This is a genomic window from Janthinobacterium psychrotolerans (genome assembly GCF_001677885.1).
GTDB lineage: Bacteria > Pseudomonadota > Gammaproteobacteria > Burkholderiales > Burkholderiaceae_D > Janthinobacterium > Janthinobacterium psychrotolerans.
The window spans coordinates 115,119-140,879 of sequence record NZ_LOCQ01000051.1 but is presented as its reverse complement, the minus strand read 5'-3'; the positions used below and the strand labels follow the sequence as shown (position 1 = coordinate 140,879).

The following is a 25,761-nucleotide window of genomic DNA, read 5'->3' as shown; positions in this document are numbered from 1 at the left end:
TCAGATAGTGCTGACAGTTGCTGTTTCAACGGTTTATTTGGCGGCCCTGACGGCCTGGTCCAGCACGCGCGCTGTCACGAAGGCCGGGCGGATATCGTTGGGCACGGCTTTCATCCTGTCGAGCGCGACCTGCACCTCGGGACGGATCACCACGTATTTCGTCATCAGGGCTTGCGCGCGCGCATAGTCGCCAGTCGCTTCGATGGTCAAAAATTCACGGTCCAGATCGATCACGGCCTGCTTGATCTTGCCGAAATCCACACCGAACTTGCCATCACCGAGGGAAACAAAACCGCCCTTGTCGAGGATGTAGTTGATCTGGATCGCCATGCCGCGCGCATGCGCATCGGTCAGGCCGAAATGCAGGGTACGGAAACCGGAAGCCAGGAAGGTGTTGTACAGCTTGCGCTCGGCCAGTTCGCCCTGCCCCAAGGTGTCGTTCAGTTGCCCCTTGTCCATCATGTAGCGCAGCGCAAACAGGCCGGTGATATCGGCCTTGGCTTCTTCGATGGTGGAATAGGTTTCCTTCAGGTCCTGGCGCGGCGTGGACGCCTTGCCGTCGACGGTGGTCGCATGCGGGCCCAGGCCATGCATGATTTCATGCGCGAGGATATGCGTGAAGAAGGAGTTGAAGTCGACGTCCTGCTGCGCCTCGGGCGTCAGCACCAGCCTGGAGATCGGCGTCAAGGTGGCCTTGAACTTGGCTTCCTGCACGTTTTTCAGCATCACGCGCTTGGAGCCGCGCGCGCTGATGATGCGCTCGTCATTCGGCAGGTTGTAGGCAGCCGTCTGCACCGCCATATTGCCGTCGCCGGCGCCATACACCTGGTTGACCACCACCATCGGCGCCAGTGCACCCACTTTTGGATTGCGGTATTGCGCGTCAAGCGGCAGGTTGTCTTCCAGCTCCTGCATGTGCCTGGCAAAGAAATTCAGCTTCTGCGTTTCGGCCTGGTCGCGGATATTCACATACGCTTCGAAAGCGGCCTTGTAGCCGAACAATTCGTCGTTATAGGTCTCATACGGGCCAATCGTGATGTCGACCGGCGAATCGAGATCCATCCAGGCGAAGTCGGACGGCAGGTAGTCGTTGTCGAGGAAAGCCCTGGCGCGCAGGGTGAGGAATTTTTTCAAGGACGCATTGTCGGTGGCGGCCGCCGCCTCGTCGAGCAGCTTGGCCAGCTGCGTCAGCTCGGTCCTGTACTCGTCCGAGTACTTGACGGTGGCGTACTTGCCATCCTTGCCCGCCCGGATGGTGGTGAAGAACCACTGCGCCTGCTGTTTATCCTGCGCCGACAAACCGTTCATCCAGCTTTCCAGACTGGCCTTGGTGGCGCCCTGCGGATAGAAGTTGCCCGCTTCGGGTTTATGGGCGGGAATCGTGATGCCGGCATAGGACGGCGGCATGAACGAGGCGTGGCCGTCGAGCACCGACCACGGGCCCTTGTTGATCCAGAAATAATTCAGGCGGGCCCGGCCCAGCGCGGACTTGTCTTTCTTCAGCGCCGCCCACAGCGCTTCATTGCCGGACCAGCGCTGGCGCAGTTGCAGCACATCGACCAGCCTGGCCGCTTCGATCAGCTTGGCAATCGCCTGGCGGTCGCCGGCCGACAGGTGGCTGGTGTCGGCCGTCAGCTCGACCGGCGCATAGCGCGCGCTCATGGCGGACAATTGTGTGACGCTGGCGGGGGTGCTCGCCGAAGTGGGGGCGGCGGCGGCGCAGGCGCTGCCGACGGCAGCGGCCATCAGCAGCGGGAACAGGAAGTGTTTCATGGGGACCTCGACAAACGATGTAAGGTCCGCATTGTATGCGCATGGTGCTTAAAACTCTTCCCATGCGTCATCGGCCGGCGCCTTGGCGGCCAGCTTTTTGGGTGCTGGCTTGCTCGCCGGCTTCAGTGCGGGCTTGCTGGCCGCCACCGCCGCCTTGCGTACCGGCGCGTGTGCTTGCGCTCGTGCCTGCACCGGCATCTGGGTATTGTCGAGCTTGAAGATGCTGACCACCTGCGACAGGCTGCCGGCCTGCTCCTCCAGCGACGAGGCGGCCGAGGCCGACTGCTCGACCAGCGCCGCGTTCTGCTGCACCACTTGGTCCATCAGGCCGATCGCCTGGTTCACCTGCTCGATGCCGGACGACTGTTCGCGCGTGGCGACGCTGATTTCGCCCATGATGTCGGTCACGCGCTTGACGCTGTCGACAATGTCTTGCATGGTCGTGCCAGCTTCATCGACCAGGCGCGCGCCCGTGTCGACCCGCTCGACCGAATCGTCGATCAGCGACTTGATCTCCTTGGCGGCCTGGCTGGAGCGCTGGGCCAGGCTGCGCACTTCGGTGGCGACCACCGCAAAACCGCGGCCCTGCTCACCGGCGCGCGCCGCTTCCACGGCGGCATTGAGCGCCAAAATATTCGTCTGGAAGGCGATGCCGTCGATCACGCCGATAATATCGACAATCTTTTTCGACGACTCGTTGATGGCGGCCATGGTCTGCACCACCTGCGCCACCACGGCGCCGCCCTTGACGGCCACGCCCGAGGCCGAGACGGCCAGCTGGTTCGCCTCAATGGCGTGCTCGGCGTTCTGCTTGACGGTGCCCGTCAATTGCTCCATCGAGGTGGCGGTTTCCTCGATCGAGCCGGCCTGCTGCTCGGTGCGGTTCGACAGGTCCAGGTTGCCGGCGGCGATCTCGCGCGAATTGGTGGCGATGGTCTGCGTGCCGGCGCGTACCTGGCTGACGATATTGACCAGGCTGTCACGCATGCCGCGCATGGCGTACAGCAGGCTGTTGCGGTCGTTCGGCTGGGTGGTGATGGTCACTGCCAGGTTGCCGGCGGCAATTTCACCGGCGATGGCGGCTGCATAGTCGGGCTCGCCACCAAGCTGGCGCAGCAGGCCGTGGCTGATGCGCCAGGCGGCGGCCGTGCCGATGGCGATCGCGCCCAGGCACAACAGCACCATGAAGAAGAAGAAGCTGCGCGCCACGGTGCTGGCGCTGTCGGCCTGTTCGCGGCTCATCTTTTCTTCCAGGTCGATCAACTGGTTGACAGACGCCAGCCAGCCCGTAAAGGCGGCTGCGCCCTGCTGCTGCAGCAAGGCGGTGGCGCCGGCCACGTCATCGGCCAGGCGCAACTGGATCACCTTGGCGATAATCGGCTGGGCCTTCGCTTCGCTGGCCTTGATGGCGGCCAGCGCCGTGCGTTCCGCTTCGGTCACGCCCTTGCCGCTGCCGATGATCTGGTCCAGCGGCGTGGCGGCCTGCGCGTAATTGGCGGCCAGGGTCTCGATGCGGGCGATCTCCGGCTTGGCGGAAGCGGCGTCGGCCGCCAGCACCACGTCGCGCAGGGCGATCGCGCGGTCATGCACGCTGCCGCGGAAATTGATCGCATGACGCTGCTTGACGTTGTTGACGTCGCTGATACTGGTGAGGATGGCGTCGATCTTCTGCACACGGTTGATGCCGAGTGCGGTAACTATGATCAGCAGCAACAGGACCAGGCCGAATCCCGTATACAGCCGGGTGCTGATTTTGGTGCTTTGCATATTCATTTATCCATGAAAGTGTCCAAATTCACCATCACCATGATGTTGACGTTTGGAAATAAAAGTTAATTTATCATGAATGGCGGCAGCCTGCCCGAGGCGGTTCAAAAGTCATGGTTTTTACATCTGATGACCTTGAACTCCTGCGCAACGCTACGGGCCGGCGGCGACACCGCCACCGGCCACGCTCACGTAAACGGTGGACCTCAGTTGGACACCACCTTGGCCAGGTCGCCCTGCGGCTGCCAGCCGGCGCCCAGCGAGCGGGCCACGGCCACGGTGGCCAGCAGTCGCTGGGTCTTGATCTGCACGGCGGCGCGGTCGGCCGCCAGCGAGCTGCGCTGGGCGTCGGTGACGTCGAGGTAGTTCGATACGCCGCGCTCGTAGCGCGTGCGCGCCACCAGGTAGGCGCGCGCCGCCGCCTGCTGCGACAGGGCCTGGGCGTCGCCCTGCAACTGGCGCTGCTCGACGTCGGACAAGGCGTCTTCCACTTCGCGCAAGGCCGTCAGCAGTTTCGTTTCATGGTTGGCCAGCGCTTCGTTGTAGCGCGCCTTCGACAGGTCGAGATTGGCCTGGTTGCGGCCGCCGTCAAAGATCGGCAGCGACAGCGCCAGCGGCCCCACGCTGAACTGGCGCGAACCGCCCTGCGCCAGGTCGCGCAGCTTTTCCGAGGCGTAGCCAAAATTGCCCGTCAATTGCAGCGACGGATAAAACGCGCCTTCGGCCACGCCCACCTGGGCATTGAGCGCGCGCAGCCCCGCTACGCTTGACACCAGGTCCGGACGATGCGACAGCAGGCTCGCCGGCAGGCCGACGGGAATGCTCGGCGGCTGCGGCAAGGCGGCCGGATCGGCGGCCAGGGGCAGTTGCAGCGCCGCCGGCGGCTTGCCGGTCAGGGTCGCCAGGCTGTTTTCCAGCTGGTTGCGCTGGCGTTTCACCTCGTGCAGGTCGGCCTGCGCGTTCTGCAGTTCGACCCTGGCGCGCGCCAGGTCGAGCTCATTGGTCAGGCCCGCATTGAAGCGCGCCTCGACCAGCTGCGCCGACTCGCGGCGGGTGTCCAGGGCGCCATTGAGGATGGTGATTTCCGCGTCCAGGCCGCGCAGCTGCCAGTAGTTGCTGGCCACTTGCGCCGACAGCATCTGCAGCACGCCGTCGCGCTCGGCCTGTGAAGCGAGTACCTGCGCGTCGGCCGCTTCGACCATGCGTTTGACGCGGCCCAGCAAATCGATCTCGTAGGACAGCGAACCACCGACCGAAAAATTGTTGCCGCTGATCGAACGGTTGCCCAGCGCCAGGCCCTGCGAGGTATTGGCCGAGGTACGCGCGTTCGAAATGCCGGTGCTGAGGTTCACGCTCGGGCCCTGGTTGGCGCGCGCCGTGCCGCTTTGCGCCAGCGCCTGCAGCAGGCGTTCGCCGGCCGCTTTCACGCTCGGGTTGTCGCGCAGCGCGCTGTGTTCCAGGCCGTTCAGCGTGTCGTCGCCGAACACGCTCCACCACTGAGCCGGCAACTGCGCCGCGTCCGCCGCGCCCGAACCATGGCGGAACGTGGCGCTATCGATGCCGGCCACGTTGGCGGGCGCCTTGAAGTCCTGGCCCACGGTGCCGCAGGCCGAGAGCAGCACGGCCAGCGAGGCCGCGGCGGCGAGTTTGGTCATAACTGTATTCATGATGTGTACCTTCTTGTTCTTGAGTGGGCGCAGTGGGCGCAATCGCCGCAATACGCGATCAATGACCGCCGCCACCGCCACCGGGGGCTTTGAGTTTGTCGGCCAGCCACAGGGGCACGATGCAGCCCAGCAGGATGGCGCCGATCAGGAAAAAGCCGTCGTTGTAGGCCATCACATACGCTTCGCGGCGCACGATGCCGTCGATCGCCTGCAAGGCCTGGTTGCCGGCCGTGACCGGATCGAAACCCTTGGCCATGAACGACGACGTCAGCTGGTCGAGGCGCAGTTGCGTGGCGCTGGAAAACGAATTGATCGCTTCGCCCAGGCGCTGCGAATGAAAATGCTCGCGGGTGCTGAGCGCCGTGGCCAGCAGCGCGATGCCGATCGAGCCGCCCAGGTTGCGCGTCATGTTGAACAGGCTCGAGGCCGACGCCATGTCTTTCGGCGCGATGCCCTTCATGGCGAAGTTCGACAGGGTCAGCATCACGAAGGGCTGGCCCAGCGCGCGCACCACCTGCGACCACAGCAGCTGGTCGTAGCCGGTCGAGGCGTCCATGTAGGCGTTCATCATGCACGAGCCGCCGAACAGCAGCAGGCCGATCGAGCACAGGATGCGGTTGTCGACCACGGACGACAGCTTGGCGACAAACGGCATGATGAACAGCTGCGGCAGGCCGACCCACATGATGACTTCGCCGATCTGCATCGGCGAGTAGCCGGCGATCTGGCCCAGGAACAGCGGCAGCAGAAAGGCCGAGCCATACAGGCCCATGCCGGTCACGGCCGACAGCACGGTGGCGACCAGGAAGTTGCGCTGGCCATACAGGCCGAGGTTGACGAACGGTTCGGCGCGCGTGGCGCTGGTCACCACCCAGCCGAGGATGCCCGTCAGGGCCAGCGCGGCAAAGGCGATGATGAAGCCGGAATCGAACCAGTCCTTCGAATTGCCCTCTTCCAGGAAGATCGTCAGGCAGCCGAGGCCCAGCGCCATGAAGAAGATGCCCAGCCAGTCGGCCTTCCAGAACAATTTGAGGTTGGTCGGCTCGCGGTCCAGGCCATAGATCATGCCGACGATCAGCAGCAGGCCCGGCACCCAGTTGATGTAGAAGATCGACGGCCAGCCATACAGCTCGGACAAATAGCCGCCGAGGGTCGGCCCCATCGCCGGCGCCAGGGTCGCCGTCAGGCCGAAAATGGCCATGCCGGTGGCGCGCTTCGACGGCGGCAGCTTGAGCATCACCAGCGTGAACGCCATCGGGATCAGCGCGCCACCCGTAAAGCCTTGCAGCATGCGGAACACGATCATGCTTTCCAGGTTCCAGGCCGCGCCGCACAGGGTGGAGAACAGCAGGAAGAACGAGGTGGTGCCGATCATGTAGGTGCGGATGCCGAACACGCGCGCCAGCAGGGCCGTGAGCGGAATGACGATGATCTCGGCCACCAGGTAGGCGGTGGAAATCCACGAACCTTCTTCCTGGGTGGCCGACAGCGAGCCCAGGATATCCTTGAGCGAAGAGTTGGTGATCTGGATGTCGAGCACCGCCATGAAGGCGCCCAGCATGCCGGCGGCGACCGCCAGCCAGGTGCGCCCGGAGACTTTGTCGTCCAGCACGGGGAAGGCCGGCGGTGTCGCCAGCGTGGTTGTGGGGCTGCTCATGGGACGTTAGCGGGCGGTGTTGGCGGCAGGTGCGTTGGCAGGTGCGGCCGCGTGGCGCGCGGGCTGATTGTCCGGCTGGTTGATTTCCACTTCGGCGATCACCGACATGCCCGGCACCAGGCGGCCGTTCATGGCCTTGATGTCCTGCGGCTGGAACACGATCTTGACCGGCACGCGCTGCACGATCTTGGTGAAGTTGCCGGTGGCGTTATCGGCCGGCAGCAGCGCGAACTGGGCGCCCGAGGCCGGCGCGAAGCTGTCCACGGTACCGACCAGTGTCTTGCCCGGCATGGCGTCGACCGACACATGCACGCTCTGGCCAGGGCGCAGGTCGGCCAGCTGGGTTTCCTTGAAGTTGGCGGTCACCCACACGTTATCCTGCACGATGGCCGTCAGTTGCTGGCCGGGCTGGACGCGCATGCCGGTTTCCACGTTGCGCTTGCCGATGCGGCCGGCGACCGGGGCCAGGATCTTGTTGTATTGCAGCTGCTGTTCGGCGTCCTTCAGCTGCACCCGCAGCACGTCGACCTGGGCCCTGGCCACGTCGCGCGCCGCTTGCGCCGCACCGATCTGGGCCTTGGCGGCCACCACGCTGTCACGGCGGGCGGCCAGGTCGGCCACGGCGCCGGAACGGGCGGCGTTGGCGGCGTCCAGTTCCGCTTTCGACACGGCCTTCATCTGGCTGGTGTAGAGCTGGCCGTAACGGTCGGCATCCTGTTTGCTGCGCAGCAACTGAGCGTCGGCCTGGGCCACCTGGGCCTGGGCGGCGCTCGCCTGCGCCTTGACCTGGGCGATCTGCGCGTCGGCCTGCAGCACCTGCTGCTCGGCGCTGGCGATCTGGGCGGCGATCTGTTCGGTTTTCACGCGCTGGTCGAAAGGATCGAGTTCGGCGATCACGTCGCCTTCCTTGACGATCTGGTTGTCGTCGATATAGACCTTGGTCACCACGCCGGCGATGCGCGACGACACCGGATGCACGTGGCCGGCCACATAGGCGTTTTCCGTTTCCACGAAATAGTGGCTGCGGTACCACATGCGGGCGCCGGCGCCCAGCGCGACCAGCACGATCAGGCCGGCGATGATCTTGACGCGGTGATTCGGCGCGGCGGGAGCGGCAGCTGGCGCGGGCGCAATACGGGCGGCCACGGGGCCTGCTGGCGGGATGGCGCCGGATGGCTCGGCGGAACTGGACGGGGTGGACATGCTGCGCTCCAAAAATGAAATGATATAGGTTCATTATTGGACAAACAAATCCGCTTGTCAAGAAATGAAACGATTGCATTTCATTTTAATTTGCCTTACAGTGTGAGCCATTACTTACCTTCCACGAGACCCAGACCATGTCCGAGCCAGGCCTCAGCGACACCCTTCCCCTCGACCCTGCCGACAGCGCCGACCATGACACCATGGAGCAAGGCTGCTGCGGCAAGAGCGCCGGCCGGCCACGCGCCGCCGACATGGAGGCGCGCGCGGAAAACCTGCTGCATACGGCGGGCAGCCTGTTTCTGGAAAAGGGCTATGGCAAGGTCAGCCTGGAGATGATCGCGCGCCAGGCCCATGTGGCCGTGCGCACCATCTATGTGAAGTTCGGCGGTAAATCGGGCTTGTTCAACGCGGTGGTGGAGCAGAAACGCGCGGCGTATTTTTCCACCATGCCGGCGCTGGAAACCGACATGCGTCCGCTGCCGGTCATCCTGGCCGACTTCGGTCTGCTGTTCACGCAGCTCGTCACCATGCCGGCCGCCATCCACCTGAACCGCATGGTGATCGCCGAGGCGGCCAATCATCCTGAACTGGCGGAAACGTTCTACAAGGTGGGACCGGGCCAGACGCGCGACATGCTGACCCGCTTTTTCAGCCGGCCCGATATCGCGCCGCTGTTCCGGCCAGGCCTGACGCCGGACCTGCTGTCCATGCATTTGCTGAACTGCCTGCTGGGCGACCAGTTGTCGCGCCTGCTGTTCATGCCGCCGGCCCAGCCCGACGTGGCGCAGCTGCGCAAGCTGGTGGCGGTCAGACTGGATCTGTTCCTGCGCGGTACCCTGCAGGACGCGGCGGCCTGATCAGGAGCGCTTGCAGGCCTGCCGCGCCGCTGGCGGCGTGCTGCGTTCCGCATCGAGACCGAGGGCGTTGAGGAAAGGCCGCGCCGCCGATACCCCGCCCTGCTGCAGCGCGTACACCGCGCCATCGCGCCGCTCGGGACCATAGGGCATCAGGCCGAACGAGGTTTCAAAGCGCTGCACCAGGAAATAGGTACGGAAATAATCGTAGGCAAACACCACCTGGCCGCCGGCCTGCAGCAACAGGCCCCGCTCATACAGCGGCGCCAGCCATTGTTGCGCGGACAACTGCCAGCCCTTGACGGCGCAATAGTCGCCGGCAAAGCGTTCCAGCGCATCCTGCTGCAAAAACAGGCTGCCGGCGTCGAACAGCACGAACGCGAGCTCGATCAGGAAGTTGCGCGCCGCCTGCGGATCGCCGGGCTCGTCACACTGTGCCGGCGTCCGCTTGCCCAGCAGGCCATCGAGATACGCGCTGTCGGCAGCCAGCCGCGGCAGCAAGGCGGAAAACACATGGGCGGCGTCGCGTTCGGCCGTGTCCTGGCCATTCGGCGTGTACAGCACCGACAGGCCGAAAACCTTGCCCGCTTCGTCGAATTCGTGCACGGCCACGCGCCACTGCGCGGCGGGTACATCGGCATCGAAGTCGAGCAAGGCATAGGCGGCGCGTTGCGCCGGGCCGCCATACAGGCTGCCCGGGCAGCTCTTGTACAGAATGGCCAGCGATTTCATCAGCGAACGGCTGTCGCCGGTATGGCTGTTGCCGTGGAATACGGCATGGATATTCTTGTACCGCGCGCGCTGATCGCTGGACGCCTGCTCACCGGCGGAAAAAAAGCTGAAGCCGCTATGCGCGGTGGCAACGGCCATGCCAGCGTGCGCGCGGCTGCCTGGCACCAGGTAAAAGCGCGCACCCGGCGCGCTGGCCGCCTGCAGCAGCGGGCGCAGCAGGTATTCGTAGACATAGCCGGGCGTGGTGGCGGCGCAGGCATCACGCGCCACCAGTTCGCCCGTAAAGAAGATCGCATCGATCTGCTTGCCCGCCTCGCGCAAGGCGACCAGATCCTGGAACAGGGCATGCAGCACGGGGGCGTGGACTTGTTCGTCGCCATGGCGCAGGCGCACGTCAGCAAGATGGAGGGCGGTAAATTTTTTCATCGTTGCACTATTTTCTCATCACAGTCAGCTTGACCGGAGACCCACAATTGACAATCGCACCACTTGGTCAAGCACAGCGAAACCTCGCCTGGGACGTGTATTGTGCCATTTTTTCCATGGAGCAATACTCTCCAATTTTCACCAGCGGCAAGTGTGCGCGCATGATCGCGTGTATAGTTGTTTGCTCCCCAATGTTGCAACCATAAAATAATGTTAATTAATACACTTGGCATTCCCGCCAGCCGTCCCGGCCGTAGCGTGGCCGCGCTGCTCGGCTTCCTGGCCACCCTGTCGCTCGCCTGCTGGGTCGGCTATGGCCACGACCCGCACCTGGCCGATGAAAACCAGTTGATGGAAAACATCCAGTCCGTGGCCCTGCTGCTGGCTTTCCTCGTGCATGGCTGGCGCGCCAGCAAGCTCGACAAGAAAAGCGTGGGCTTCATGCTGCACGCCGGCCTGTCGCTGCTGATGTATTCCTTCCTGCTGCGCGAAGTGGTCTTCCGCGACTTCGGCGCACCGGGCAACCAGTTCTGGCCCTGGGCCGAGCATGTCCTGCGCGGCATCGGCTGGAGCTGCTGGGTGATCTACCTGGTCACCTTCGCCTCGCGCATACGCGGCATCTGGGCACTGCGCTGGCAGCTGCTGGCCACCCCGGTCATCATCACCGCCCTGTGCGGCGCCGTACTGATGGCGTCCGGCTGGCCCTTCGACAAGAAAAAGTTCGACTCGCTGTCGGCACAGGATTCGGGCTTCATGGAAGAACTGCTGGAGATGAACGCGTATATCATTTTGCTTGTCGGTTCGGCGTCGGCGTCGCTGCGCGAGGTCCGCGAAAGCGAGGAACGTAGGTCGGATTAGGTCCGCAGGACCGTAATCCGACAACATTGTTGGCGCCAACGGTGTTGTCGGATTACGCGAGGCAAGGCCTCGCTAATCCGACCTACGCACTGCCCCGGCATTCTGCCCATAAAAAAACCCGCAATCGCTTGCGGGTTTTTTTGCATGCACAGCCTTGAAATCAACGCTTGCGCGGTGGCGGCAAGTCGGTGCACACGCCTTCGTATACTTCCGCCGCCATGCCGATCGATTCGCCCAGGGTCGGGTGAGGATGGATGGTCTTGCCGATGTCGGTGCCGTCGCAGCCCATTTCGATCGCCAGGGCGATCTCGCCGATCATGTCGCCGGCGTGGGTGCCAACGATGGTGCCGCCGATGATGCGGTGGGTTTCAGCGTCGAACAGCAGCTTGGTGAAGCCTTCGGCGCGGCCGTTGGCGACAGCGCGGCCCGAGGCGGCCCACGGGAAGTGGCCCTTCTCGACCTTGATGCCCTTGGCCTTGGCTTCGTCTTCGGTGATGCCGGCCCATGCCACTTCCGGATCCGTGTAGGCGACCGATGGGATCACCTTGACGTCGAAGTGCGACTTCTGGCCAGCGGCCGCTTCCGCCGCCACATGGGCTTCGTGCACGGCCTTGTGCGCCAGCATCGGCTGGCCGACCAGGTCGCCGATGGCGAAGATGTTCGGCACGTTGGTGCGCATCTGGCTGTCGACTTCGATGAAGCCGCGGTCGGTCACCGTCACGCCGGCCTTGTCGGCGGCGATCTTCTTGCCGTTCGGGCTGCGGCCCACCGCGACGAGCACCAGGTCGTAGATCTGTGGCGCCGGCGCGGTGGCACCGGCTTCGGCCGCTTCGAAGGTGACCTTGATGCCTTCCGGCAGCGCTTCCACCGCGACCGTCCTGGTCTTGGTCATGATGTTGTCGAAGCGCTTCTCGTTGAACTTCTGCCACACCTTGACGGCGTCGCGGTCGGCGCCCTGCATCAGGCCGTCCATCATTTCGACCACGTCGATGCGCGCGCCGAAAGTCGAATACACGGTGGCCATTTCCAGGCCGATGATGCCGCCGCCGATGACCAGCATGCGTTTCGGGATCTGGCGCAGTTCCAGCGCACCGGTCGAATCGACGATGCGCGGATCTTCCGGCACGAATGGCAGTTTCACCACCGACGAACCGGCGGCGATGATCGCCTGCTTGAACTGCACCACTTTTTTGGTGCCGTCGGTGCCGGTCACTTCAATGTGGTTGGCGGACAGGAACTGGCCCACGCCGGTGACCACTTGCGTCTTGCGCGCCTTGGCCATGCCGGCCAGGCCGCCCGTCATGTTCTTGATCACGCCTTCCTTGTACGCACGGACCTGGTCGATGTCGATGGTCGGCTTGGCAAACGTCACGCCGGTATTGCCCATGTGCGCCGTCTCGTCGATCACGGATGCCACGTGCAGCAGCGCTTTCGACGGGATGCAGCCGACGTTCAGACACACGCCGCCCAGGGTCGCATAGCGCTCGACGATGGCCGTGGTCAATCCCAGGTCGGCCGCGCGGAAGGCGGCCGAATAGCCGCCAGGACCGCCGCCCAGCACCATCATGTCGACGGTGATATCGACCTGGCCCGAGTAGCTGCCGGCCGGGATGGCGGCAGCGGCTGGCGCAGGCACAGGCGCTGCCGCCGGAGCCGGAGCAGCGGCAGCCGGAGCAGCCGCAGCCGGTGCAGGCGCCGCAACAGCAGCCGCGCCTTCAGCCGCTTCCACCACCAGCAGCGCGCTGCCTTCGGCGATCTTGTCGCCGACCTTGACCTTGACTTCCTTGACCACGCCGGCGTGGGTCGAAGGAATCTCCATGCTGGCCTTGTCCGATTCAACGGTAATCAAGGACTGGTCCACCTTGATGGTGTCGCCGACCTTGACCATCAGCTCGATCACTTCGACTTCCTTGAAGTCGCCGATATTCGGTACTTTTACCTCTACTGTGCTCATAGTCGCTCCTTACAGCAGAATTTTGCGCATGTCGGCCAGCACTTCGCCGAGGTACACCGAGAATCGCGCGCCCATCGCGCCGTCGACCACGCGGTGGTCGTACGACAGCGAGGTGCCCATCATCAAGCGTGGCTGGAAGGCCTTGCCGTCCCATACCGGCTTGATCGAGGCTTTCGACAGGCCCAGGATCGCCACTTCGGGTGCATTGACGATCGGCGTGAAATGCGTGCCGCCGATGCCGCCCAGCGACGAGATGGTGAAGCTGGCGCCCTGCATGTCGGCCGGTTTCAGCTTGCCTTCGCGCGCCTGCAGCGACAGGTCGGTCATCTCCTTGGCGATCTGCGAGACCGATTTCTGGTCGGCGTTCTTGATCACCGGCACCACCAGGCCATTCGGCGTGTCGGCCGCAAAGCCGATGTTGTAGTACTGCTTGAGGATCAGGTTTTCGCCCTTGGCGTCCAGCGACGAATTAAACGCCGGGAATTTCTTCAGCGCCGCGACGCAAGCCTTGATGACGAAGGCCAGCATGGTCAGCTTGGCCGCATCCTTGTTCTTGGCATTGGCCGCGTTGGTGTCGACGCGGAACGCTTCGAGGTCGGTGACGTCCGCTTCGTCGAACTGCGTGACGTGCGGGATCATGACCCAGTTGCGGTGCAGGTTCGGGCCCGAGATTTTCTTGATGCGCGACAGCGGCAGCAATTCGGTGGCACCGAACCTGGCGAAGTCCAGCGACGGCCATGGCAGCAGGTCCAGGCCGACGCCCGAACCGCCCTTGGCGGCAACCGGCGCATTTGGCGCGGCAACCGCGCCCGACATCACGCCCTTGACGAAGTTCTGCACGTCTTCCTGGGTGATGCGGCCTTTTGGACCGGAACCGCCGACGCGGGCCAGTTCCACGCCCAGTTCGCGCGCGAACTTGCGGATCGATGGCGAGGCGTGCGCCAGCTTGCCGTTGACGGCAGGCGCCGCCGGCGCGGCTGCAGGAGCTGCGGCTGCAGGAGCAGCAGCGGCAGGCGCGGGTGCCGAAGCGGTGGCTGCGGCCGGTGCGGCAGCGGCTTGCGCCGGTGCGGCGGCAGCGGCTGGCGCGGCGGCGCCACCGGTGGTTTCCACCACCAGTACCAGAGAACCCTTGGCCACCTTGTCGCCGACCTTGACTTTCAGTTCCTTGACGACACCGGCGTGGCTCGATGGAATTTCCATGCTGGCCTTGTCCGATTCGACCGTCAACAGCGACTGTTCGACGGCGATGGTGTCGCCGACCTTGACCATCAGCTCGATGACTTCGACTTCCTTGAAGTCGCCGATATCGGGCACGGTCACTTCGACCAGACCGCCGGCGGCTGCTGGTGCTGGTGCGGCGGCAGCTGGCGCAGGAGCGGCGGCAGGCGCGGCTTCAGCGGCAGGCGCGGCAGCGGCGGCAGGTGCCGGCGCGGAAGCATCATCGGCCACTTCCAGCAGCAGCACCAGCGAACCTTCGGCAATCTTGTCGCCGACATTGACCTTCAATTCCTTGACGACACCGGCGTGGCTCGATGGAATTTCCATGCTGGCCTTGTCCGATTCGACCGTGATCAGGGACTGGTCGACCTTGACCGTGTCACCTGGCTTGACCATCAATTCGATAATCTCGACTTCCTTGAAATCGCCGATATCCGGGACTTTGACTTCCACAATGCTCATAGCTTGCTCCGTTATTTTATGTGTCAGATGGACCCGCAGACACGCCAGGGCGGCGCATGCGCACTGCCCTGGCGTGATCGGGAATCCCTTTAACGATTACTGGGTCACCGGATTCGGTTTGTTGGCGTCGATGCCATACTTGGCGATCGCCTGCTCCACGACCGACACGTCGATCTTGCCTTCGTCAGCCAGCGATTTGAGCGCGGCCACGGTGACATAATAACGGTTCACTTCGAAGAACTCGCGCAGCTTGGCGCGGCTGTCCGAGCGGCCAAAGCCGTCGGTACCCAGCACTTTGTAGGTGCGGTCTTTCGGCATGAAGGCGCGGATCTGTTCTGCAAACGCGCGCATGTAGTCGGTGGTGGCGACGATCGGGCCGTCGGTGTTTTGCAACAGCGACGTCACGTACGGCACGCGCTGCTCTTTCGACGGGTTGACCATGTTCCAGCGCTCTGCATCCTGGCCATCGCGCGCCACCAGGGTCAGCGACGGCGCCGACCAGACATCGGCGGCCACACCCCAGTCGTTCTGCAACAACTCGGCGGCGAAGATCGATTCGCGCAGGATGGTGCCGCAACCGATCAGCTGCACGCGCAGCTTGGCGTCCGCACTGCCTTCCTGCAGCTTGTACATGCCTTTCAGGATGCCTTCTTCCTGGCCCGGTTTCAGGCCTGGCTGGGCGTAGTTCTCGTTCATGATCGTGATGTAGTAGAACACATCTTCCTGGTTGGCGATCATGCGGCGCAGGCCGTCCTGGATGATGACGGCGACTTCATGGCTGAAGGTCGGATCGTACGGCATGCAGGTCGGGATGGTGGCGGCAAAAATATGGCTGTGGCCATCTTCGTGCTGCAGGCCTTCGCCGTTCAGCGTGGTACGGCCGGCGGTGCCGCCCATCAGGAAGCCACGGGCGCGCATGTCGGCCGATGCCCACACCTGGTCGCCGATGCGCTGGAAGCCGAACATCGAGTAGAAGGTGTAGAACGGGATCATGATGCGGTCGTTGGTCGAGTACGACGTCGCCGCGGCGATCCACGAGCTCATGCCGCCCGCTTCGTTGATGCCCTCTTGCAGGATCTGGCCGGCCTTGTCTTCGCGGTAGTACATCACCTGGTCCTTGTCGACCGGCTCGTACAGCTGGCCTTTCGGATTGTAGATGCCGATCTGGCGGAACAGGCCTTCCATGCCGAAGGTACGCGATTCATCGACCAGGATAGGCACCACGCGCTGGCCCAGGGTCGGGTCTTTCAGCAGGGTGGAAATGACGCGCACGAACGCTTGCGTGGTCGAGATTTCACGGCCTTCTGGCGTCGCGTCGAGCACGTTCTTGAACGCGTCCAGTGCCGGCACCGGCAGGGTTTCTTCCGCTTGTCGGCGGCGCTGCGGCAGGTAACCGCCCAGGGCCTTGCGGCGCTCGTGCAGGTAGACCATTTCCGGTGCGTCGTCGGCTGGCTTGAAGAAAGGAATATCGGCCAACTGGTCGTCAGGAATCGGCAGCGAGAAACGGTCGCGCATTTCCTTGATGGCTTCGTCGTCCAGCTTTTTGGTCTGGTGCGCCGTGTTGCGCGCTTCGCCGGACTTGCCCATGCCGTAGCCCTTGATGGTTTTTACCAAGAGGACGGTCGGCTGGCCCTTGTGTTCCTGGGCGATCTTGAAGGCCGCATAGATCTTGTGCGGATCGTGGCCGCCACGGGTCAGGCGCCAGATGTCGTCGTCGGTCATGTTGGCAACCATTTCCAGCAGCTTCGGATGCTTGCCGAAGAAGTGCTTGCGCACGTAGGCGCCGTCTTTCGCTTTGTAATTCTGGTATTCGCCGTCGACGGTTTCCATCATCACGCGCTGCAGGATGCCTTCCTTGTCTTGCGCCAGCAGGGCGTCCCAGCCCGGACCCCAGATGACCTTGACCACGTTCCAGCCGGCGCCACGGAATTCGCCTTCCAGTTCCTGGATGATCTTGGTGTTGCCGCGTACCGGGCCGTCCAGGCGCTGCAGGTTGCAGTTGACCACGATGACCAGGTTGTCGAGCATGTCGCGTGCAGCCAGGCCGATCGCGCCCAGGGATTCCGGCTCGTCCATCTCGCCGTCGCCACAGAAGGCCCAGACCTTGCGGTTGTCGGTCTTGGCGATGCCGCGTGCGTGCAGGTATTTCAGGAAGCGCGCCTGGTAGATCGCCATGTGCGGGCCCAGGCCCATCGACACGGTCGGGAACTGCCAGAAGTCAGGCATCAGTTTCGGGTGCGGGTACGACGACAAGCCCTTGCCGTCGACTTCCTTGCGGAAGTTCAGCATCTGCTCTTCGGAGAGGCGGCCTTCCAGGAAAGCACGTGCGTAAACGCCCGGCGAGGAGTGACCCTGGATGTACAGCAGGTCGCCGCCATGATCGGCGGTCGGCGCGTGCCAGAAGTGATTGAAGCCGATACCCAGCATGTTGGCCAGCGAAGCGAAGGACGACAGGTGGCCGCCCAGGTCGCCGTCGGCGCGGTTGGCCTTGACCACCATGGCCATGGCGTTCCAGCGCATCCACGAACGCAGGCGCTCTTCGTATTCCAGATTGCCCGGGCAGTGTGCTTCTTGTTTGGTGGGGATGGTGTTGACGTAGGCGGTGGTGCTGGAGAAAGGAATCTGGGCGCCGCGGCGGCGGGCCAGGTCGACCAGGCGCTCCATCAGGTAGTGGGCCCGTTCCGGACCTTCATTTTCCAGTACCGCTTCGAGTGCGTCCAGCCACTCCTTGGTTTCCTGCATATCCGGGTCGGCGCCGATCTGTGTCGTTACCTGGTTCAGTTGATCTGACATCTGTTGAGTCTCCTTTGTGAGCGCCCCACGCCGATTTTCCGGATCGCTGTCGGACGGTATTTCGCTGATTATTTACTATTAAGGTCGATAAGTGTGGGGATTCTAACAGTGTATTTTGTATTTTTCAAATTACGATATAAGATTTCATATTATGAAATTTCCCTATGCGATTATGCTGCACTGCCGCAAATTCTGACCGGAAATTAGCGTGATCAAAGTACCAAAGGTGACACCAAAAACTCACAGGCCCTCGCCCCCCCCTACTCCACCAGCACACCTGCGAAACCATTAACGCCCCAGGCGCGCTCCAAGGCGCTCCGGGCCAAGCGGGCCTGAAAAATGTCGAGGGCAAGGCGCAGCGACGCAGACAGTACGAATGTACGGCAAGGAAGCTGCAACGCCGCCATCGGCATTTTCTCGGGCCCGCGTCGCCGGCCCGCTGTTGTTACGACTCTGCGCGCCAAAACCGCCCCTTTGCGCCGCCCGGCTTTATAATCTGGTTTTCCCTGCCACAGCTCTCAGCCACCACTATGCCAGCACAACTGATCGACGGAATCGCCCTCTCCCAAAAACTGCGCAGCGAAATCGCCACCCGCGCCGCCGCCCTGACCGCCAAAGGCACCCAGCCCGGCCTGGCCGTGATCCTGGTCGGCGAAGACCCGGCCAGCCAGGTCTACGTGCGCAACAAGGTCAAGGCCTGCGGCGACGTCGGTTTTCATTCCGTGCTGGAAAAGTATGAGGCGGATCTGTCGGAAGCAGATTTGCTGGCGCGCATCGCCAGCCTGAACGCGGACCCGGCCATCCACGGCATCCTGGTACAGATGCCGCTGCCGAAACACATCAACCCGCACAAGGTGATCGAAGCGATCGCCACCACCAAGGATGTCGACGGTTACTCGGTGCTGAGCGCCGGCGAACTGATGACGGGCCTGCCGGGCTTTCGCCCCTGCACGCCGTATGGCTGCATGAAGCTGATCGAAAGCACCGGCGTCGACCTGCGCGGCAAGCACGCCGTGGTCATCGGCCGCAGCAACACGGTCGGCAAGCCGATGGCGCTGCTCCTCTTGCAAGCGAACGCTACCGTCACCATCTGCCATAGTGCGACACCGGACCTGGGACACCATACGCGCAATGCCGACGTGATCGTCGCCGCCGTCGGCCGCCGCAACACCCTGACGGCCGACATGGTGCGCCCGGGCGCCATCGTGATCGACGTCGGCATGAACCGCGACGACAACGGCAAGCTGTGCGGCGACGTGGACTTTGCCGGTGTGCAAGAGATCGCGTCGCATATCACGCCGGTGCCGGGTGGTGTCGGTCCGATGACCATCACCATGCTGTTGATGAACACGGTCGAAGCCGCCGAACGCGTTTAAGAGGAGCACCTGAGAAAACGCCCATGGCTGCGTTGCATTGCCTCGCCGTACTATTCGTACTGTCTTCGGCAATGCGCCTTGCCCTGAACGTTTTTCAGGCGCTCTATTTAGTGCAGGCGGCGCCGCCTGCAAAACAGAATGGATGAAATGACGATGACCACCAATCCCCTGCTTGATTTTTCCGGACTGCCCCGCTTCGACGCGATTACGCACGAGCATGTCACGCCCGCCATCGACACCTTGCTGGAGCAAGCGCGCGCCACCGTGGCGCAGCTCGAAGCGCCGATGGAAGAAGTGAACTGGGATAACTTCGTCACGCCGCTGGACCAGATCGGCGAAACCCTGGGCCGCGCCTGGAGCATCGTCAACCACCTCAACAGCGTGGTCGACACGCCCGAGCTGCGCGCCGCCTACAATGCGAACCAGCCCAAGGTGACGGAGTTCTGGACCGAGCTGGGCCAGAATGAAATCCTGTTCGGCAAATACAAGCAGTTGCAGGCCAGCGCCGCCTTTGCCAGCCTGTCGCCGGCGCGCCGCCGCATCGTCGACAACGCCGTGCGCGACTTCCGCCTCGGTGGCGCCGATCTGCCGGAAGATAAAAAGGAGCGTTTCGGCGCCATCCAGGAACAACACGCGGCCGTCTCGACGCGCTTTTCCGAAAACGTGCTCGACGCCACCAACGACTACAAGCTGCTGGTCGAGAACGAGCTTGAGCTGGCCGGCCTGCCCGACGACGTGAAAGCGGCCGCGCGCGCCGCCGCCGAGAAAGCCGGCAAGCAGGGCTTTGAATTCTCGCTGCATTTTCCTTCGTATTTCCCTATCCTGCAATTCGCCGACAAGCGCGAATTGCGCGAAACCATCTACCGCGCCAACGCCACCAAGGCCTCGGACCAGGGCACAGTGTTCAGCAAGAAAGAGGACTGGGACAATACGCAAAACATCGTCACTCTGTTGAAACTGCGCGACGAGGAAGCAAAACTGCTGGGCTACGCCAATTTCGCCGAAGTGTCGCTGGTGTCGAAAATGGCCACCTCGCCGGACCAGGTGATCGCTTTCCTGGAAGACCTGGCCCGCCGCGCGCGCCCGTACGCCGAGAAGGATCTGGCCGAACTGAAACAATTCGCCCGTGAAGAACTGGGCATCACCGACCTGCAGGCCTGGGACGTGCCGTACGCGTCCGAAAAGCTGCAGGAGCGCCGCTATGCGTTCTCGGCCCAGGAAGTGAAACAGTATTTCCCTGAACCCAAGGTCATCGACGGCCTGTTCCGCCAGATCCAGAACCTGTTTGCGGTCGAGATCAGGCCGGATACGGCCAGTGTCTGGCACCAGGATGTGCGCTTCTACCGCATCGAGCGCGACGGCAGGCTGATCGGCCAGTTCTACCTGGACCTGTACGCGCGCGCCGGCAAAAGCGGCGGCGCCTGGATGGACGACGCGCGCGGCCGCCGCGCCGACGCCCATCACGTGCAAACGCCGATCGCCTACCTCACCTGCAATTTCACGGAGCCTGCCGTGGTCGGTGGTCAAGCCCAGCCGGCCCTGTTCACCCACGATGAAGTGATCACCCTGTTCCATGAATTCGGCCATGGCCTGCACCATATGCTGACCGCCGTCGACGAACTGGGCGTGTCGGGCATTTCCGGTGTCGAATGGGATGCGGTGGAACTGCCGTCGCAATTCATGGAAAACTTCTGCTGGGAATGGGAAGTGCTCGAACATATGACGGCGCACGTTGTGACCGGCGAGCCGCTGCCGCGCGCGCTGTACGACAAGCTGCTGGCGGCGAAAAACTTCCAGTCCGGCCTGCAGACCCTGCGCCAGGTCGAGTTTTCCTTGCTCGACATGCATCTGCACTATGACTACGATGCGGCCTCCGGCCAGAGCGTGCAGCAGCTGATCGACAGCGTGCGCGCCAAATTCGCGCTGGTCATCCCGCCCGCGTTCAACCGCTTCCAGAATTCGTTCGGCCATATCTTTGCCGGCGGCTACGCGGCCGGCTACTACAGCTACAAATGGGCCGAGGTGCTGTCCGCCGACGCTTATGCCGCCTTCGAGGAAGCCAGGGCGCTGGGGCCGGACGCATCCACCGAAACCGGCAAGCGCTATCTGCAGGAGATTCTGTCGGTTGGCGGTTCGCGCCCGGCGCTGGAATCGTTTACGGCCTTCCGCGGCCGCGAGCCATCGATCGACGCCCTGCTGCGCCATAGCGGCATGGCGGCTTGAAAGGCGACATGACGCGCGTCGACTTTCATACCAACGTGCCGGACAAGCTGGCCTACGCCTGCCGCCTGGCGCGCAAGGCCTATATGGCCGGCAACAAGATCGTGGTGCTGGCGGGCAACAGCGCCCAGCTTGACGCCATGAACGCGGCCATGTGGACGCTCTCGCCGACCGACTTCGTGCCGCACGTGCTGGCCGGCGACCCGCTGGCCGCGCAAACGCCGATCGTGCTGACCGACAGCGAAGACGTGGCGCTGCCGCACCACGATATCCTGGTCAACGTGTCGCAGCTGCCGCCTGCCAGCTACGCGCAGTTCCAGCGCGTGTTCGAGATCGTGTCGATGGACGAGCAGGACGCGCAAGCGGGCCGCCAGCGTTTCCAGCACTACCGCAAGCTGAATGTGCAGCCGACCCATTTCGTGGCGGGCAAATGATGAGCGAGCAGCCATTCGACCAGGGCATCCCGCTGCTGACGGAAGTGCTGTCGGGGCCGGAAGCGCTGCATGAGATGACGGCCGAACCGGAAGACGCGCCGCCGGCCAGGATCGCCGAGCCGGCCCCGTTCCTGGGTCCCGTAGTGCTGCAGCCGGACTGGGACGCCATTGAAGCGCGCCTGACCCAGCGCATCTTGCACCAGGTGCAGGGCAAGATCGACCATCTGCTGGAAGAGCGCATCGCCCACGTGCTGCAAACGGCGCTGCAAAACGCCCTGATCGGCATGAGGGGAGCGCTGCGCGAAGACTTGCAGCAGTCGCTCGAGCAGATTGTGGCCAATGCGGTCAGTCATGAGCTGGGGCATTTGCATCCGCCATCAGTGCAGTAATCAGGTCAATTCACCCCCAACGTCGCAAGGCCGGGGTCAGACCCGGCGGGCCTGACCGCGGATGTTGTTGGGGGGCGAAGAATGCAGCGTTCCCTACACCCATCTCTTCCCCAACGCCATTGTTTGGTGCACTCGTACCCGAGAAATCGGTGCATCGCGCCTCACTTTGGTGATTGTCGCGACAAAATGCAAAAAGCCGCATTTGCGGCTTTGCGCGGCCTGTTTTTTATTGTACCTTCTTGACACGCACCGCCGCATATAGCGGTTTTCGCGAGACGCCGCCGTACCTATTCAATGGAGAATGTTCATGCTGCTCAAGACCACCACCGTTTCCCTCGCCATCGCATACGCCTTTGCCGGCCATGCCGGCGCGCAGGAAATCATCAAGATAGGCCATGTCGCTCCGGTTTCCGGCGCCAGCTCCCACTTGGGCAAGGACAATGAAAACGCGGCCAATATGGCGATCGAGGATTTGAACGCCAAGGGCTTCAAGATCGATGGCAAGGCCGTGAAATTCGTGCTGATGGGCGAAGATGACGCGGGCGACCCGAAACAGGGCACGGCCGTGGCGCAAAAGCTGGTCGACGCCAAGGTCAACGGCGTGATCGGCCACCTCAATTCCGGCACCACGATTCCCGCCTCGCGCATCTACTTCAACGCCGGCATTCCGCAAATTTCGCCGGCCGCCACCAACCCGACCTACACCCAGCAAAAATTCAATACGGCCTTCCGCGTGGTGGCCAATGACAACAAGCTCGGCGGCACCCTGGGCGCTTACGCCGTGGGCAAGCTGGGCGCCAAGAAGATCGCCGTGATCGACGACCGCACGGCCTATGGCCAGGGCGTGGCGGAACAGTTCGTCAAGGGCGCGAAAAAAGCCATGCCGGGCGTGCAAATCGTCGGCAAGGAATTTACCAATGCTAACGCGACCGACTTCAACGCGATTCTGACCAGCATCAAGTCCAAGAATCCCGACCTGGTCTTCTTCGGCGGCATGGATTCGGTGGGCGGCCCGATGCTGCGCCAGATGAAGGCGCTGGGCATCAAGGCCAAGTTCATGGGCGGCGACGGGCTGTGCACGGAGCCGCTGGGCAAACTGGCCGGCGACGCCATCGGCGAAAACCTGGTCACCTGCGCGGAAGCGGGCGGCGTGACGGGCGCGCAGCAAAAAGGCATGGACGAATTCCGCGCCCGCTACAAGCAGAAATACAATATGGACGTGCAGCTGTATGCGCCGTATGTGTACGACGCCGTGATGACCATGGCCACCGCCATGGCCGACGCCAAATCGTCGAAGCCGTCCGTCTACCTGCCGTTCCTGGCCAAGGTCAAATACCAGGGCGTGACCGGTCCGATCGCGTTTGACGCCAATGGCGACATCAAGGATGGCGCGCTGACCCTGTTCACCTATCGCGACGGCAAGAAGACGAAAATGGAAGTGGTCAAGTAATCAGGCTGCATAAGCTTGTAACCCTGCCACCAATGCATCGAAGGCCGCCCGGCAGCCCAGGCTGGCGCGCAGGTCTTCATGCATGGTCACCCAGGTTTCCAGCGGCAAGGTAAAAGCGTCTGGCAGCACCCGCCGCAAGGCGGGATCTTTTGCCGCCAGCAGCGTCTGGCAGCCGCCGATGCCGGCCCCAGCCCGTATCAGCGCCAGCTGCGCCAGGTCACTGTCGCAGCACAGGGCAAAACGGTCGCGTGAAAACGCCTGCCAGTTGCCGTCCGCGCTGCGCACCAGCGCACTGGGCGTGTCGTAGCCGATCAGCGCATGGTTTGCCAGGTCCGCCACCTGCACCGGTTCGCCATGGCGGACCAGATAGTCGCGATGGGCAAACAGGCCCACCTCGATCACCCCCACCTTGCGCATCACCAGCCGTTCCTGGCGCGGGCGCACCATGCGCACGGCAATATCGGCTTCGCGCCGCAGCAGGTCCTGCACCTGGTTGCTCAGCACCAGTTCCACCACCAGCGCCGGATGGCGTTCACGCAGGCGCGCCAGAATAGGCGGCAGCACTTCCACCCCCACCACTTCGCTGGCCGAGATGCGCACCACGCCGGCCACGCCTTCGCCCGCATTGGCGGCCGCGCGTTCCATCAGGCTGGCCGTGTGCGCCATCGCCTGCGCATGGGGCCGCAAGGCCAGCGCGGTATCGGTCGGCAGCAAGCCCTGCTGCGAGCGTGTAAACAGGGCCACGCCCAGCTCCTGTTCCAGCGCGGCAATATGGCGGCCGGCGGTGGGCTGCGTGATGCCGAGCGCACGCGCGGCGGCGGACAGCGAACCGTGGTTCAGCACGGCCAGCAGCGAACGGTAATATTCCCAGGCGATATTTTTGGTCATGCATGAATGTATAGCCGATGGTCGATGTTCGTCAATTCCCAACCAACCCGCTTCGGCCGATACTGGCTCCATCAACCACAGGGAGCACAGCATGATGAATAACACGGCATTGGTCTTGGGGGCCACGGGCGGCATCGGCGGCGAAATGGTGCGCCAGTTGCTGGCGGCGGGCTGGCAGGTGCGCGCATTAAGCCGTGGCGAGCCGCCCTCGCCACGCAACGATGGCGTGACATGGCTGCGTGGCGACGCCATGGCGGGCGCCGACGTGCTGGCGGCCAGCGCGGGCTGCTCGGTGATCGTGCATGCCGTCAACCCGCCCGGCTACCGCGACTGGGACAAGCTGGTGCTGCCGATGCTCGACAACACGATCGCCGCCGCGCAGGCGCAAGGCGCGACCATCGTGCTGCCCGGCACGGTCTACAATTATGGAGATGATGCCTTCCCCGTGCTGACGGAGGAATCGCCCCAGCACCCGGCCACGCGCAAGGGCGCAATCCGGGTCGAACTGGAAGCGCGGCTGGAGCGTGCCGCCAGCGCCGGCAAGGCGCGCGTGCTGATCGTGCGCGCCGGCGACTTCTTCGGCCCCCATGCCGGCAACAGCTGGTTTGCGCAGGGCCTGGTCAAGCCTGGCCAGCCGGTGCGCAGTATCACCTATCCGGGCAAGCAAGGAATCGGGCATCAATGGTCGTATTTGCCCGACGTGGCGCGCACCATGGTCGCATTGCTGGCGATGCGCGACAGCCTGCCGCCCTTTGCGCGTTTTCACCTGGCCGGACACTGGGATCAGGACGGGCGGCAGATGACGGACGCGATTGCGCGCGTGGTGGCGCAGGCTACGGGTGGTACGCCGCGCGTGAAGGCGTTTGCGTGGTGGCTGATGGCATTGGCGGCACCGTTCGTGGTGACCTTGCGCGAGCTGCGCGAGATGCGGTATTTGTGGCAGACGCCGGTGCGCATGGACAATGCAAAACTGCTGGCGGCGCTGGGGCACGAGCCGCATACCCCGCTGGAGGCCGCGGTCAAGGCGACGCTGGAGGGGATGGGCAATCTGCGGGCATAAAAAAAACGCGCCGGACATGCCGGCGCGCTGTTTGCGATACTGTTATTTCGGCGCAGATTATTTCTGCGCCAGAATCCATTTGACCAGGGTGCGCGCTTCCGCTTCGCTCACCTGCGGGTTGGCCGGCATCGGGATCGCGCCCCAGGTGCCGGAGCCGCCCTTCATGACTTTCGCCACCAGCTTGTTTTCCGCGTCTTTTTGACCGGCATACTTGGCGGCCACGTCTTTGTACGCAGGACCGACCAGCTTGCTGCCAACCGCATGGCAAGCCATGCAATTCTTTGCTTTCGCCAGGTCAGGGTTGGCCATCGCCACTTGCGAGGTCAACGCCGACACAGCCAACACACCTACCAACATCATGGAACGTTTCATTGTCTTTTCTCCAGAGTAACTTCCTGCCGGCATTCTACCGTGTTTCGGCAGGTTCACCACGAGCCCGGATCAAGCGATTGAGATATCAAAACACTTGGGGTAAAGCTATTTTGCCCCAAGCGCGCGCCAATTCCCATGTTGTTTGTAAGGCGATGTAACGCCTGCGGCACCGCCCCGGGAAACGGCGCGGCGCTGCGGCGTTTTT

At 63.4% G+C, this 25,761-nt stretch carries 19 protein-coding genes; 8 read left to right on the top strand and 11 right to left on the bottom strand.

Features of this window, described 5'->3' with window-relative positions; translation table 11 throughout:
• Positions 1 to 33: 33 nt before the first annotated feature.
• The 5 genes from ASR47_RS09595 to ASR47_RS09575 form a co-directional block, all read right to left on the bottom strand.
• The gene (locus ASR47_RS09595; protein ID WP_065307541.1) at positions 34 to 1,773 is read right to left on the bottom strand and encodes a dipeptidyl-peptidase 3 family protein; all 1,740 of its coding nucleotides are present in this window, start codon (positions 1,771 to 1,773) and stop codon (positions 34 to 36) included.
• A gap of 48 nt (positions 1,774 to 1,821) precedes the next feature.
• Entirely contained in the window at positions 1,822 to 3,540 is a 1,719-nt protein-coding gene (locus tag ASR47_RS09590; RefSeq protein WP_342670536.1) for a methyl-accepting chemotaxis protein, read from the bottom strand.
• A 206-nt stretch (positions 3,541 to 3,746) separates the two neighbouring features.
• A complete protein-coding gene (locus ASR47_RS09585; protein ID WP_245714309.1) occupies positions 3,747 to 5,207 on the bottom strand; it encodes an efflux transporter outer membrane subunit in 1,461 nt (486 codons plus the stop codon).
• A 58-nt stretch (positions 5,208 to 5,265) separates the two neighbouring features.
• Positions 5,266 to 6,864 carry a DHA2 family efflux MFS transporter permease subunit gene (locus tag ASR47_RS09580; RefSeq protein ID WP_065307538.1) on the bottom strand — a complete coding sequence of 533 codons (1,599 nt, stop codon included), beginning with the start codon at positions 6,862 to 6,864 and terminating at the stop codon, positions 5,266 to 5,268.
• Positions 6,865 to 6,870: 6 nt separating this feature from the next.
• Positions 6,871 to 8,067: an HlyD family secretion protein gene (locus ASR47_RS09575; protein ID WP_065307602.1), complete on the bottom strand. Its 1,197-nt coding sequence runs from the start codon at positions 8,065 to 8,067 to the stop codon at positions 6,871 to 6,873.
• A 137-nt stretch (positions 8,068 to 8,204) separates the two neighbouring features.
• Here ASR47_RS09575 and ASR47_RS09570 point away from each other — a divergent pair, with 137 nt between their 5' ends.
• Positions 8,205 to 8,927 carry a TetR/AcrR family transcriptional regulator gene (locus ASR47_RS09570; protein ID WP_065307537.1) on the top strand — a complete coding sequence of 241 codons (723 nt, stop codon included), beginning with the start codon at positions 8,205 to 8,207 and terminating at the stop codon, positions 8,925 to 8,927.
• Here the strand turns inward: ASR47_RS09570 and ASR47_RS09565 are convergent, their stop codons facing one another.
• On the bottom strand, positions 8,928 to 10,082 hold the full coding sequence (locus ASR47_RS09565; RefSeq protein ID WP_065307536.1) for an STAND family AAA ATPase: 1,155 nt from the start codon (positions 10,080 to 10,082) through the stop codon (positions 8,928 to 8,930).
• 210 nt (positions 10,083 to 10,292) lie between these two features.
• On the opposite strand from ASR47_RS09565, the gene ASR47_RS09560 reads away from it, so the two are divergent.
• A complete protein-coding gene (locus ASR47_RS09560) occupies positions 10,293 to 10,940 on the top strand; it encodes a hypothetical protein (protein ID WP_150127738.1) in 648 nt (215 codons plus the stop codon).
• Positions 10,941 to 11,100: 160 nt separating this feature from the next.
• Here the strand turns inward: ASR47_RS09560 and lpdA are convergent, their stop codons facing one another.
• From lpdA to aceE, 3 genes are all read right to left on the bottom strand, one after another.
• Complete coding sequence (gene lpdA / locus ASR47_RS09555; RefSeq protein WP_065307534.1) at positions 11,101 to 12,894, bottom strand: dihydrolipoyl dehydrogenase; 1,794 nt, start codon at positions 12,892 to 12,894, stop codon at positions 11,101 to 11,103.
• Positions 12,895 to 12,903: 9 nt separating this feature from the next.
• The gene (gene aceF, locus ASR47_RS09550; protein ID WP_065307533.1) at positions 12,904 to 14,574 is read right to left on the bottom strand and encodes a dihydrolipoyllysine-residue acetyltransferase; all 1,671 of its coding nucleotides are present in this window, start codon (positions 14,572 to 14,574) and stop codon (positions 12,904 to 12,906) included.
• Between the two features lie 96 nt (positions 14,575 to 14,670).
• A complete protein-coding gene (aceE, locus tag ASR47_RS09545) occupies positions 14,671 to 17,367 on the bottom strand; it encodes a pyruvate dehydrogenase (acetyl-transferring), homodimeric type (protein ID WP_065307532.1) in 2,697 nt (898 codons plus the stop codon).
• Between the two features lie 530 nt (positions 17,368 to 17,897).
• On the opposite strand from aceE, the gene folD reads away from it, so the two are divergent.
• From folD to ASR47_RS09520, 5 genes are all read left to right on the top strand, one after another.
• Entirely contained in the window at positions 17,898 to 18,743 is an 846-nt protein-coding gene (gene folD, locus ASR47_RS09540; protein ID WP_065307531.1) for a bifunctional methylenetetrahydrofolate dehydrogenase/methenyltetrahydrofolate cyclohydrolase FolD, read from the top strand.
• A 147-nt stretch (positions 18,744 to 18,890) separates the two neighbouring features.
• Positions 18,891 to 20,966: a M3 family metallopeptidase gene (locus ASR47_RS09535; protein ID WP_065307601.1), complete on the top strand. Its 2,076-nt coding sequence runs from the start codon at positions 18,891 to 18,893 to the stop codon at positions 20,964 to 20,966.
• A gap of 8 nt (positions 20,967 to 20,974) precedes the next feature.
• A complete protein-coding gene (locus tag ASR47_RS09530; protein WP_065307530.1) occupies positions 20,975 to 21,397 on the top strand; it encodes a DNA polymerase III subunit chi in 423 nt (140 codons plus the stop codon).
• Entirely contained in the window at positions 21,394 to 21,786 is a 393-nt protein-coding gene (locus ASR47_RS09525) for a hypothetical protein (protein WP_082988836.1), read from the top strand. The genes ASR47_RS09530 and ASR47_RS09525 overlap by 4 nt, the downstream gene beginning before the upstream one ends.
• A gap of 307 nt (positions 21,787 to 22,093) precedes the next feature.
• Positions 22,094 to 23,236 (top strand): branched-chain amino acid ABC transporter substrate-binding protein, encoded by a 1,143-nt coding sequence (locus tag ASR47_RS09520; RefSeq protein ID WP_065307599.1) that lies wholly within the window; start codon positions 22,094 to 22,096, stop codon positions 23,234 to 23,236.
• On the opposite strand, the gene ASR47_RS09515 is transcribed toward ASR47_RS09520, so the two are convergent.
• Positions 23,237 to 24,124, bottom strand: coding sequence for a LysR family transcriptional regulator (locus ASR47_RS09515; RefSeq protein WP_065307529.1), 888 nt, complete (start codon positions 24,122 to 24,124; stop codon positions 23,237 to 23,239).
• 91 nt (positions 24,125 to 24,215) lie between these two features.
• Here ASR47_RS09515 and ASR47_RS09510 point away from each other — a divergent pair, with 91 nt between their 5' ends.
• Positions 24,216 to 25,184 carry an NAD-dependent epimerase/dehydratase family protein gene (locus ASR47_RS09510; RefSeq protein WP_065307528.1) on the top strand — a complete coding sequence of 323 codons (969 nt, stop codon included), beginning with the start codon at positions 24,216 to 24,218 and terminating at the stop codon, positions 25,182 to 25,184.
• 57 nt (positions 25,185 to 25,241) lie between these two features.
• Here the strand turns inward: ASR47_RS09510 and ASR47_RS09505 are convergent, their stop codons facing one another.
• Positions 25,242 to 25,556, bottom strand: coding sequence for a c-type cytochrome (locus tag ASR47_RS09505; RefSeq protein ID WP_065307527.1), 315 nt, complete (start codon positions 25,554 to 25,556; stop codon positions 25,242 to 25,244).
• Positions 25,557 to 25,761 lie beyond the last annotated feature (205 nt).

Bases quoted from the DNA above. Each gene is read 5' to 3' on its own strand.
- ASR47_RS09570 (WP_065307537.1), top strand. From the start codon at position 8,205: ATGTCCGAGCCAGGCCTCAGCGACACCCTTCCCCTCGACCCTGCCGAC.
- ASR47_RS09535 (WP_065307601.1), top strand. From the start codon at position 18,891: ATGACGATGACCACCAATCCCCTGCTTGATTTTTCCGGACTGCCCCGC.
- ASR47_RS09505 (WP_065307527.1), bottom strand. From the start codon at position 25,556: ATGAAACGTTCCATGATGTTGGTAGGTGTGTTGGCTGTGTCGGCGTTG.
- ASR47_RS09510 (WP_065307528.1), top strand. From the start codon at position 24,216: ATGATGAATAACACGGCATTGGTCTTGGGGGCCACGGGCGGCATCGGC.
- aceF (WP_065307533.1), bottom strand. From the start codon at position 14,574: ATGAGCATTGTGGAAGTCAAAGTCCCGGATATCGGCGATTTCAAGGAA.
- ASR47_RS09560 (WP_150127738.1), top strand. From the start codon at position 10,293: ATGTTAATTAATACACTTGGCATTCCCGCCAGCCGTCCCGGCCGTAGC.
- ASR47_RS09520 (WP_065307599.1), top strand. From the start codon at position 22,094: ATGCTGCTCAAGACCACCACCGTTTCCCTCGCCATCGCATACGCCTTT.
- ASR47_RS09595 (WP_065307541.1), bottom strand. From the start codon at position 1,773: ATGAAACACTTCCTGTTCCCGCTGCTGATGGCCGCTGCCGTCGGCAGC.
- aceE (WP_065307532.1), bottom strand. From the start codon at position 17,367: ATGTCAGATCAACTGAACCAGGTAACGACACAGATCGGCGCCGACCCG.
- folD (WP_065307531.1), top strand. From the start codon at position 17,898: ATGCCAGCACAACTGATCGACGGAATCGCCCTCTCCCAAAAACTGCGC.
- ASR47_RS09525 (WP_082988836.1), top strand. From the start codon at position 21,394: ATGATGAGCGAGCAGCCATTCGACCAGGGCATCCCGCTGCTGACGGAA.
- lpdA (WP_065307534.1), bottom strand. From the start codon at position 12,894: ATGAGCACAGTAGAGGTAAAAGTACCGAATATCGGCGACTTCAAGGAA.
- ASR47_RS09515 (WP_065307529.1), bottom strand. From the start codon at position 24,124: ATGACCAAAAATATCGCCTGGGAATATTACCGTTCGCTGCTGGCCGTG.
- ASR47_RS09530 (WP_065307530.1), top strand. From the start codon at position 20,975: ATGACGCGCGTCGACTTTCATACCAACGTGCCGGACAAGCTGGCCTAC.
- ASR47_RS09580 (WP_065307538.1), bottom strand. From the start codon at position 6,864: ATGAGCAGCCCCACAACCACGCTGGCGACACCGCCGGCCTTCCCCGTG.
- ASR47_RS09575 (WP_065307602.1), bottom strand. From the start codon at position 8,067: ATGTCCACCCCGTCCAGTTCCGCCGAGCCATCCGGCGCCATCCCGCCA.
- ASR47_RS09565 (WP_065307536.1), bottom strand. From the start codon at position 10,082: ATGAAAAAATTTACCGCCCTCCATCTTGCTGACGTGCGCCTGCGCCAT.
- ASR47_RS09585 (WP_245714309.1), bottom strand. From the start codon at position 5,207: ATGAATACAGTTATGACCAAACTCGCCGCCGCGGCCTCGCTGGCCGTG.
- ASR47_RS09590 (WP_342670536.1), bottom strand. From the start codon at position 3,540: ATGCAAAGCACCAAAATCAGCACCCGGCTGTATACGGGATTCGGCCTG.